The organism is Nostoc sp. 'Peltigera membranacea cyanobiont' 210A (genome assembly GCF_002246015.1).
Classification (GTDB): Bacteria; Cyanobacteriota; Cyanobacteriia; order Cyanobacteriales; family Nostocaceae; genus Nostoc.
This window is the reverse complement of record NZ_NOLJ01000003.1, coordinates 146264-156286: the sequence shown is the minus strand read 5'-3', so window position 1 is coordinate 156286 and position 10023 is coordinate 146264. Positions and strand designations below refer to the sequence as shown.

6 protein-coding genes and 2 pseudogenes are annotated in these 10023 nt (G+C 44.4%); 3 read left to right on the top strand and 5 right to left on the bottom strand.

Features of this window, described 5'->3' with window-relative positions; genetic code table 11:
• Positions 1 to 393, top strand: a 393-nt coding sequence (locus tag CDG76_RS09840; protein ID WP_442946371.1) for a WD40 repeat domain-containing protein, incomplete at its 5' end; no start/stop codon positions are given.
• An 82-nt stretch (positions 394 to 475) separates the two neighbouring features.
• On the opposite strand, the pseudogene CDG76_RS09835 reads toward CDG76_RS09840, so the two are convergent.
• Positions 476 to 1828, bottom strand: a pseudogene (locus CDG76_RS09835) (protein kinase domain-containing protein); the annotation flags it as partial.
• A 441-nt stretch (positions 1829 to 2269) separates the two neighbouring features.
• Positions 2270 to 3635 (bottom strand): annotated as a pseudogene (locus CDG76_RS09830) (IS4 family transposase).
• A gap of 315 nt (positions 3636 to 3950) precedes the next feature.
• Between CDG76_RS09830 and CDG76_RS09825 the strand changes: the two are divergent.
• Positions 3951 to 4337: a hypothetical protein gene (locus CDG76_RS09825; protein WP_094348865.1), complete on the top strand. Its 387-nt coding sequence runs from the start codon at positions 3951 to 3953 to the stop codon at positions 4335 to 4337.
• Between the two features lie 7 nt (positions 4338 to 4344).
• Here CDG76_RS09825 and CDG76_RS09820 read toward each other — a convergent pair whose 3' ends face one another.
• The 3 genes from CDG76_RS09820 to atpD all read right to left on the bottom strand — a co-directional run bounded on the left by CDG76_RS09820 (position 4345) and on the right by atpD (position 8770).
• Positions 4345 to 6450, bottom strand: coding sequence for an SPFH domain-containing protein (locus tag CDG76_RS09820; protein WP_094348864.1), 2106 nt, complete (start codon positions 6448 to 6450; stop codon positions 4345 to 4347).
• A 326-nt stretch (positions 6451 to 6776) separates the two neighbouring features.
• Positions 6777 to 7190, bottom strand: coding sequence for an ATP synthase F1 subunit epsilon (gene atpC, locus CDG76_RS09815; RefSeq protein ID WP_094348863.1), 414 nt, complete (start codon positions 7188 to 7190; stop codon positions 6777 to 6779).
• A gap of 131 nt (positions 7191 to 7321) precedes the next feature.
• Positions 7322 to 8770, bottom strand: coding sequence for a F0F1 ATP synthase subunit beta (atpD, locus tag CDG76_RS09810; RefSeq protein WP_094348862.1), 1449 nt, complete (start codon positions 8768 to 8770; stop codon positions 7322 to 7324).
• Positions 8771 to 9182: 412 nt separating this feature from the next.
• Between atpD and CDG76_RS09805 the strand changes: the two genes are divergently transcribed.
• The gene (locus CDG76_RS09805) at positions 9183 to 10007 is read left to right on the top strand and encodes a SirB1 family protein (protein WP_094348861.1); all 825 of its coding nucleotides are present in this window, start codon (positions 9183 to 9185) and stop codon (positions 10005 to 10007) included.
• Positions 10008 to 10023: the final 16 nt, after the last annotated feature.

The following is a 10023-nucleotide window of genomic DNA, read 5'->3' as shown; positions in this document are numbered from 1 at the left end:
AACCGCCCATGCTATAGCTTGTTAAGCACCCTTTCGGGTCATGCATGGGCGGTTCTGACAGTCGCTTTTAGTCCAGATGGTCAAATTTTGGCGACGGGTAGTGATGATAACACGATTAAATTGTGGGAGGTAAACACTGGTCAGCTAATTAGCACACTTGTAGGCCATTCTTGGTCTGTGGTGGCTGTGGCTTTTACTGCCGATGGTGAAACGCTCCTAAGTGCAAGTTGCGACAAAACAGTTAAACTTTGGAGGGTAAGCACAGCAGAAGAGATTGTTACTCTCTCTGGTCATGTAGACACAGTATCTGCTGTTGCTGTGAGCAAAGTTACACAATTAATTGCAAGCGGCAGCCGGGACAAGACTATCAAACTGTGGCAGCTTGTAGAATAGGACAATAGCTAATTTGTAATATCAAGCGCTACCTGTAAAGGCAACTTCAGGAAATTTCAACTGAGCTTCTGCCTCTTGTTGGTATCTGCCATAAGCGAATTGTTCTGTCATAACTAGCACTAGCTAAAAGCTGTCCTTGGGGACTAAATGCTACTGAATTGACTTGTAATTGGTGTCCAGTTATGGTGCAAATTTCTGTACCAGTATTAACATCCCAAAGTTTGATTGTCTTATCCCAGCTACCACTAGCGAGAATCTGCCCATCTGGACTGAAAGCAACTGATTTTACCGCGTGTGAGTGTCCCAACAGGGTGCAGATTTCTTTTAATGTCTCAACCTGCCACAATTTGATAGTTTTATCATCGCTAGCAGTTGCCAAAATTTGACCATCTGGACTAAAGGCAACTGATTTTACAGCCTGGGAATGTCCTGATAAGCTAGTTAGGAATTTTTTATTATTTAAATTCCACAATTTGACGATTTTATCATCACTACCACTGGCTAAAGTATAACCATCAGGGCTGATGGCAATGGTATTTACCCCACTCGACACACCAGAATGTCCACTTAGGGTATGCAAGCATCGCCAAGGAGGATTTGGTAATTTAAAATTTTGAGTTTTACATTCCATACCCATTGCTTGCATAACTTCATTAGCTGATTGAAAGCGACGGTTCACTGCATTTTGCAGTAGCTTGTCGAGAATTTGCGCCAAGCGTAGACTTTTTGAGTCCTGTCGCCAGACATCGCTTACCTTAGTAGTAAGATATTGTTGCCAAACCCAGCAATCATTTGCAATATCAAATAAATCAAAGGGAGAAATCTGGGTAAGTAAGTAAATACAAGTTACACCTAAGCTATATAAATCACTAGCAAAAACCGCTTTTCCTCTCGTTTGTTCTGGTGCAGCATATTCTGGGCTACCGATACTGGTTTCAGATGTTAGCCAATCGATTTCTGTAACGATTTTCGCAGTGCTAAAATCAACTATGACGAAATCCCCCTTCTTGGTAATTGGGGATCTACGGATGATATTGTGGGGTTTAATATCGCGGTGGATGATATGGCGATCGCTAATAAACTGCAAAACTGGCAACAAATCTTCTAACAGTTGCCAAATCTGAGTTTCATTAAAAGCGCCTTCTTCTTCAACCACCTGAGCTAAATTAGTGCCTGCAATAAACTCCTGCACTAAATAAAAATACCCGTTATGCTGAAAATAATTTAATAAGGCGGGAATTTGCGGATGCTTTCCTAATTCCTCTAGCTTTTGCGCCTTTTGCTGAAAATTTTTAAATGTTTCGTCTTCCAGCAATAATTCTTGAACGACGCAAGGAATTGGCGGAAACTGACTTTCATCTACAGCGAGGAAAGTTTTGCAGAATCCCCCTTTACTAATCTGCTTGAGTAAACGATAACGTTCTTGTAACAGCAAAATTTCTTTGCTCACAGGGCATCCACAATTAAATATAGCTGTTTTCTATAGCGCTTCTGGGTTGAGTCCAATACAGACCTAATTCCCAACCCCTTCCCTACTAGCTTTGGGGAGTAAGATTCCATTCCTCTCCCTTTTTAGGAGAGATTAATGATCCCCCTTAGTCCCCCTTAAAAAGGGGGAAATAGAACCATTATTAGCCTCCCTTTTTAAGCTATGCATTATAAACATCTTTCTTAATACAAAAATTGACAAAAGTTAGGAGTTATGCCTTGAAGAATGGAGGAAAAAAATCACTAGCGACTGGAGGAAATGGCGATGAGAATTAACACAGTCAAAAAAAGTATGGCTGTCTCATGGCTATGTTGGCTCAAAAAACTAAAAGATCGGAAGTCCAAGAGTGAAAACCCTTGAAAAACTGACGAGAAAATGGGGTAATAATTAACTATTGAGAGACTGAAAAGCCAGCCAACCCACAACAATATCATGTAATCGGCTCAATCCACGCCAGAGAACTTTCACGCCAGGAGAGCCATCGCCTTTACGACCTAAAAACCCGCCGAGTCGAGCAATCCAATTGACACCTTGCGCCAAAGTCGGTGGTGTAGAATGAGGATAAGGTTGATGATGTATGGTGGCATACAAGGCTTGCCACTCATGGGTCGCTAAAACCTGCTCACAACTAGCATCAGGCTGACAACGAGCTAAGTAAGTCAGCCAGAGCAAACGCCAAGCAACTATGCTGTAGGTTGCCAAAGCCATCTCTAATCTTTGGGCGGTTTCCAGTTGTAACTTCTCTATGCCACAACCACTTTTTAAGACATAATGATAACGTTCAATCAACCAACGATAACTGTACCATCGCACATACTGCTGAACGTCTTCGAGGCTAGTAATTTCTAAAGTGGTCAGAAGTAACCAAGTAATCGGTTCACACTCTGGTGGTGGGTCTGCTTCTGTGACTAAAATTGCCTGCAATGTCACTGGAGCTAGAAGTTCTGCTTTGGCACGATTTTGTGGTGGTGCAATGGCAATTGTGGTATGACGAATGTCGAGAGTGGCTCTTCTGTGAGGTTGAGTAACGGAACGTTTGACCTCTACTGTCATTGTGCCGAGTGAGTGTTGTGACGACAAAGTTTCCCATAAACGTGGCTCACAGCCATCTAAACAGCGATTTTGAGTCCCTCGAATCAGAAAATCTGACCCGGAACGACGAGAACAAGCAAATAAGTCATAAATATCGGCTTCTCGGTCGGCAATTGTGACTACTCGTACCGATTCAGGGATAATTAACTCTGTTGCTTTCAATGCAGAGAGCCATCTAACACTTTCTTTGTCTGCGGTTGATTTTTGTTTCCTTTGTTCGGCCTTTCCCAGTTCTTCTCCCTTCCTCGCCCACAAAAGTTGCTCAATGATGCCCAATGGTACTCCCTGTGTGGAGGCTGTGAAGACTGAGTGGACTTTTAATCCTTGGGCATATTTGCTGTCGAGATATCCGATTCCCGATAGAGCTTTGTGACTGGTGTAGTTTAGTTCTGTGGTATCTTGAATGGCCAAGACTACTTCATGCTTGCCAATTCGCTCCACTGTCCCATCGATATGTCAAGAGCCTAATCATGGATGGTTTGATGTAGGGTGAATCCCAGAAGTCATAGGTAGCTTTCGTTTCGGCCCATGTTCCACTGGCAACTGGAACGCTGGCTTCGGGTTTGGCACTTAAATTTTCCACTATTTTGATTAACCGTTTGGTTCTTCTTGCGTCACCTAATTCGGTTCTTTCTAGTTCTTGTGTGATCCATTGTTCCATTTGCTGACTTTGCTATGTTTCCCAGTTCTTCTATAGAACATACACATTTTCTGGATTTTGTCAAAGCTTTTGTTAAGAAAGATGTTTATAATGGATAGCTTATAAAGGTGGGTTGGGGGGGATGAAGTATTATCCAAACCGTATTGAGAGTGTATTGCATACAAAGGAGCGTAGACGCGGAGCGGCTTGTCGTAAGACATCGCTATAGTTACTCATACTCAGAATTTCAGTTTGATATCATGTCCGGTTGAAAACTTATCATTAGGACTGACGCGGGGACGCGGAGAGATTTTAATAATAAGTGATTACCCGGACTTGATATCTGAACTCGGAACTTCGACTTCGGAACTCGGAACTTCGACTTCTAAACTCGGAACTTCGACTTCTAAACTCGGAACTTCGACTTCTAAACTCGGAACTTCGACTTCTAAACTCGGAACTTCGACTTCTAAACTCGGAACTTCGACTTCTAAACTCGGAACTTTGATATCTGAACTCGGAACTTTGATATCTGAACTCGGAACTTCGACTTCGGAACTCGGAATTTTGACTTCTGAACTCGGAACTTTGACTTCTAAACTCGAAACTTCGACTTCAGAACTCGGAACTTCGACTTCAGAACTAAAACATCACCCTGTCCTGACTTTAATCCCTCTCCTTACCAAGGAAAAAGACAGGTTTTGCGTAGCAGAACCAGGGTGAGGTTTTGTTACTTATCCACTGGAAAATTCACAACTATCGGTGGAAAACCGTTTTCTGAAGTAGGTTGTGCTTTGGTAACTACTGGTTGCGGATGCAAAGGTGTTGATGTCAATTCACCCTTACCAGTTTGATTCCATAAAATCAGGGATAGTAGCCCATCCACTAAGCCGTTATTGGCGCCGTTACCGCTAACTAAGACATCTGGAATCAGGCGGACATTGCGATCGCCGATAATTTGCATTAGTTGCATAGCTGTATAACCTTGGGAACCCAAAGCTTCCACACCAGCACTGTATGTTTCAGCTTTGGCGTTACCTGTGGCCCGAATACCTTCAGCCTCAGCAATTGCCCGGAGTTTTGTACCCTCAGCTTCACCGTTCGCCTCTTTGATTTGGGCTTGGGCTTTCAAGTCAGCTATATGCACACTCTGCTCCGATTTCACCATTTCTTGCTGGATATTAGCCAGTGCCGTTTCCCGGACAAGCTGCTGCCGTTGGGTTTGCGCCATCTGCTGGACTTCATAAGTCTTGCGTTCTTCTTCAGCAATTTTCCGGTCTGTCTGTGTCTGCATTAGTGATGCTGGTGGCTGAATATCACCAATCAGGGTGTCGATCGCTTGCACGTCATAAGCCCGCAATGCTGTTTTAATATACTCAGCAGCCTCAGTTTGTCGCTCACTCCGAGCAGTCAGAAAGTCTAGTACAGTACAGTTTTGGGCTGAGTTGCGGAAATAATTACCGATAGTCGGTTCTAATACATGGTCTACCAGATTTTGCATTGCCCCAACGCGAGAAATTACCTTCGGAGCATCTAAAGCACCCACATGGATAATTTGCGCTACTTCCAAATCAAAGGCAAAACCATCACGCGATCGCACTGTCAAGGAAGCCAGTTGAGCATCATAGCTGTGGCGTTCGGTGCGATCTGACCAATTTAATACAATGTTGGTCGTTGGCACCAGTTCCATCTTCATGATCCGGGAATTAATCGGGTGCTTGCCAGGATACAGCGGTTCAACCCACACGCCCTTATGTCCAGGATTCACCAAGTTACCGTGGGTGAAAGCTGCACCGCTGACATCTTGATGCGCCTTACCCACGAAAGAAATTACCACACCCACATATCCAATGGGAATTTCCGTCATCGGTACTTGCTCAACCTGGACAAACCAAGGATTTAAGTTCCAAGAACCAGAAAGCAAGGTTTGCTCTTGTAAGCCTCGCCGTCCACCACCATCAATAAATTTCTGACCATTTTGGAAGTTATTGTGTTCCTCAATTATCGGCCCTGCGAGTTCACCTGCGGAAATTGGTACACCATCTAAGGTAGTAACGATGCCAACTTTATCAGATGCCAGACTGTACACCCGCAACTGTTCTGAAGTCATGCCATGAGCGCTGGCATTTGATGCCATGATGACTTTAAACAGGGCGGTGTTAATCCGGTACGTACCAGCGGTGAGAAAACCCATTTGCCGCCCTTTTTCCCCGCCTTGGGTGAGGAATTTCCGAGCATCTTGGAAGTTGTCACAACCCACGATTTTACCCAAAATCCGCTCTGGTGGGTTGGATGCTCCATCTGCTGCCACAATCAAAGCGATTTCCCCTTGGGGAACGACAATTACCGATTCTTTCTTTACAGAATACTGCCAAGGCCAATAGCCCCAGTGCCAACCAGGAGCTAAAGTATCTGCCTGTAAGCCAGCTTCGCCGTTAAGGGCAATCAAGCTACCGGCGGGGAGTCCACGCCCGGAAAGGGTGAATTTCCTCACGACAATGCCAACTTCACGCTCGCCAATTACCACCAGTCCGCCAAAGAACAGGGGGACGAATATGACTAAACCGCCGATAAGTACTATGGGAACCAGTACAACAGGATCGATTCCAGCAGCTTGATATTGAATCCTGCTAGTTTGTAATTGGGCAATATTAGATTTAGTCTGATTTAGCTGGACTGATGCTGGAGTAATTTCTTGTGCAGTAGTTATTTTGACAGAAGTAGCATTGGCAGAATGAATACTACCAGCAAGTGCTAAAGTTGCTACGATAGATGCTGCTAAACGAGCTACCTTATTTTGTTTACGAGTACCAAGCAAAGATGAAAGGCTTTTCATAATTTGTGCCCAAAAGGGCAACTAATTAGTTAATTTAACACTCCACCAAAGCTTGGCTCAATTTCTTAAACTTGGCGTAATTTTTTTTAAAATTAATAAATAAGGAGTCAGAATTCACAATGGGCTACGCCCCGCTGCGCTAACAGGATTCAGAATACTCTATCCATAAAGGGATGGATTTTTAGCATCCGTACAGAATTTATACTGTTAGCGGATAGCTAAGGTTTAGCCCATTCTGGCTCCTTACTCCTGAGTTCTTCTTAATAAATATTTTATTTTGTAGGTTGGACATTGCCCAACCTACAAATTTGAAATAGAAATTGAATTTAGACCGAACCACCAGCGGCTTGAAACCGAGCGCGGGCGCGTTTGAAGGCTTGGTTCGCTTGGATTTGGGCTTGGCGATCGTCTGCGGAAACTTGACTTAGACGTGCTTCTGCTTGGTTGTAAGCAGTACGGGCTTCATCAAGGTTAATTTTGTCGCCACGTTCAGCGCCGTTAACCAGAATTGTCACTTCATTTTCTTCGACTTCGGCAAAGCCACCCAAAAGAGCGATCGCTTCCCAATTCTGATTTTTAGCACCACGAACTCGCATGACACCAGTATCTAGAGCGGTCAAAAGTGGTGCGTGTCCAGTTAGGATACCTAGTTGACCAGTAGTGCTAGGCAAAACGACTTCTTCAGCTGGAGCATCCCAGACTGTTTTATCTGGGGAAATTACACGAACGGTTAATGTCATTTGTCTTTTGTCCTTCGTCCTTCGTCCTTTGTCCTACCCTACGGGAAGCCGCCCAAAGGGCGTCTATGTCTTTTGTAATTGCCATTAGTCATTAGCAGTTGAACTAATGACTAATGACCAATGACTAATGACTAACCTTTGATTTTTTCAGCTTTGGCGATCGCTTCGTTAATATCGCCAACCAAGTAGAAAGCCTGTTCTGGTAAAGCATCTAACTCACCAGACAGAATCTTTTGGAATCCTTTAATAGTGTCTTCCAACTTCACGTACTTACCAGGAGAACCGGTGAATACTTCTGCAACAAAGAACGGCTGAGACAAGAAACGCTCAACTTTCCTGGCCCGCGCGACGATGAGACGGTCTTCTTCAGACAATTCATCTAGACCAAGAATCGCGATAATGTCTTGGAGTTCTTTATAACGTTGCAGAGTTGATTGCACCGCCCGCGCAGTATTGTAGTGTTCGTCACCGACAATATTGGGCTGGAGCATGGTGGAAGTGGAACCCAGCGGGTCAACTGCGGGATAAATTCCCTTAGCTGCCAAACCACGAGACAGTACTGTTGTACCGTCCAAGTGGGCGAAGGTGGTAGCAGGTGCGGGGTCAGTGAGGTCATCCGCTGGTACGTACACTGCTTGAATGGAGGTAATGGAACCCTCGGTAGTCGAGGTAATCCGCTCTTGCAGTTCACCTACGTCGGTTCCCAATGTGGGCTGATATCCCACCGCTGAAGGCATCCGACCTAGTAGCGCCGATACTTCCGAACCTGCTTGTACAAACCGGAAGATGTTGTCAATAAACAACAGCACATCTTGCTTGTTCACATCGCGGAAGTATTCTGCTACTGTCAATCCCGAAAGACCAACCCGCATTCTGGCTCCGGGTGGCTCGTTCATTTGACCGTAGACTAGAGCAATTTTTGATTCGTTGAGGTTGTCTTTGTTGATAACCCCAGATTCAATCATTTCGTTGTAGAGGTCATTACCTTCACGGGTGCGTTCACCCACGCCAGCAAAAACGGATACTCCACCATGCTGAGTAGCGATGTTGTTGATCAACTCCATCATGATCACGGTCTTACCAACACCAGCACCGCCGAACAGACCAATCTTACCGCCGCGTCGATAGGGAGTCAGAAGGTCAACAACTTTAATCCCAGTCTCAAACACCGAAGGTTTGGTTTCCAGGTCGGTGAATTTGGGAGCAGAGCGGTGAATGGGTAGAGTTGCCTCAGCATTTACTGGGCCTCTGTTGTCCACAGGTTCGCCAAGGACGTTGAAAATCCGGCCCAAAGTGGCTTTACCAACTGGTACGCTGATGGGAGCGCCTGTATCGGTGACTTCAAAACCGCGGACTAAGCCTTCGGTAGAACTCATCGCCACAGTCCGCACCTGGTTGTCGCCCAGAAGTTGCTGTACTTCAATGGTGATGTTGATTTCCTGTCCAGCTTCGTTGGTGCCTTTGATTTTCAAGGCGTTGTAGATTTGTGGCAATTTCCCGCCGGGAAATTTAACGTCTACAACTGGGCCAATGATTTGGGTAATGTAACCAATGTTTGTTTTTTCTGCGGTTGTTACCATGCTGCGCCTAATGAGTGAAGCTAGATTTCAGATAAGGTCGTAGAAGACATAAAATTAAACAATGTCACCTTTCAGATTAGCACTGAACGCCCCTACTCTACGCCATAAATTGATCCTTAAGACTAGGGCTTTGGGATCAAGATCAGGCTAACCTAAAATCAGTAGTTAGAGTCTTTTTTTATTTGGAAGTCCCTTAGCTGAGGATTGCTGTTGTTATTTGCTCTCTGACAACGCTTTTCAAGTAATTTAACTACACTACTTCCCACCCCAGTCTGAGTTGTAGTTTAAATACCTGAGAATTGCTGTATAAACTTAGATACTTAGATACGAAAAAGGGCTTTTAGCAAACCGTAATGCCTGCGGTTTTTGCTAGTCTACGCTTCATCCTCACACTTTCACCGAACAACAGCTTATGAATTTCTCGTCAGCACGACAATATTTTTACCAGGAGATTCAGCAGTCTGACGAGCATATCGACTTAGCAAAGGCAGCTTTGTATATTGCACAAGAAGAATATCCCAATCTAGACCCAGAAGAATACCTCAACGCCCTTGATACAATGGCATCGGAGCTTCAAGAACGCCTGCCTGATTCACGATATCCTTTGCGGATAGTTCAAAGTATTAATCAATATCTCTACGATGATTTAAAATTTTCTGGTAATAAAATTGACTATTACGACCCGCGCAACAGCTTTTTCAATGATGTAATCGATCGCCGATTGGGGATTCCCATTACCTTAGCGCTGGTTTACCTGGAGGTGGCGCGAAGAATTGATTTTCCGATGGTGGGTGTGGGGATGCCAGGACATTTCTTGATTCGCCCAGATATTCCCGATATAGAAATTTTTGTAGATGCCTTTAATGGGGGTGAAATAATATTTGCCCAAGATTGCGAAGAACGCCTATCTCAACTTTATCAGCAACATGTAACGCTACAACCAGAATTTTTAGCCGTAGTCAGTAATCGGCAATTTTTGGTACGGATGCTGACAAATTTAAAATTTATTTACCTTAAACAGCAAGAATTAGAAAAAACGCTGGCAGCAGTTGAACGAATTTTGTTGCTGTTTCCTGGTTTAACTTTAGAATTGCGCGATCGCGGTTTGATCTACTATCAACTTGGTTACTACCCCCAAGCCATAGACGACTTACAAAATTATTTAACAAAAGTTCCCGATGCCGAGGATGCCTCTGTGATTCGGCGGCTGCTTACCGAATTGGGTAAAGGTGGGTAGGGACTGGGGATTGGGG